At 50.7% G+C, this 292-nt stretch carries 1 pseudogene; it reads right to left on the reverse strand.

The features are described 5' to 3' along the window. A pseudogene (locus QN395_RS21540) lies at positions 1 to 292 on the reverse strand (glutamine--fructose-6-phosphate aminotransferase); the annotation flags it as partial.

The following is a 292-nucleotide window of genomic DNA, read 5'->3' on the forward strand; positions in this document are numbered from 1 at the left end:
TCTACAATCCAGACTTTTTGTAGTTGCAGATCAACGACGTCGCCTTCTTCCAGATAAATAATCTGGTCGGTTGTACCTGCCAATGCCATTGCATCGGAGGCTAGAAAGTTTTCTCCTTGGCCTACCCCGACGATTAATGGGGAACCTTGGCGCGCACCGACTACGCGGTGGGGTTCGTCGCGGCAAAATACGGCAATCGCAAATGCGCCAGTCAAACGTTTGACGGCGATTTGTACAGTTTCAAATAAGTCGCCGCTGTACAGATGATCGACCAAGTGGGCTATGACTTCGG

Source organism: Undibacterium sp. RTI2.2, from assembly GCF_035018705.1.
Classification (GTDB): domain Bacteria; phylum Pseudomonadota; class Gammaproteobacteria; order Burkholderiales; family Burkholderiaceae_D; genus Undibacterium.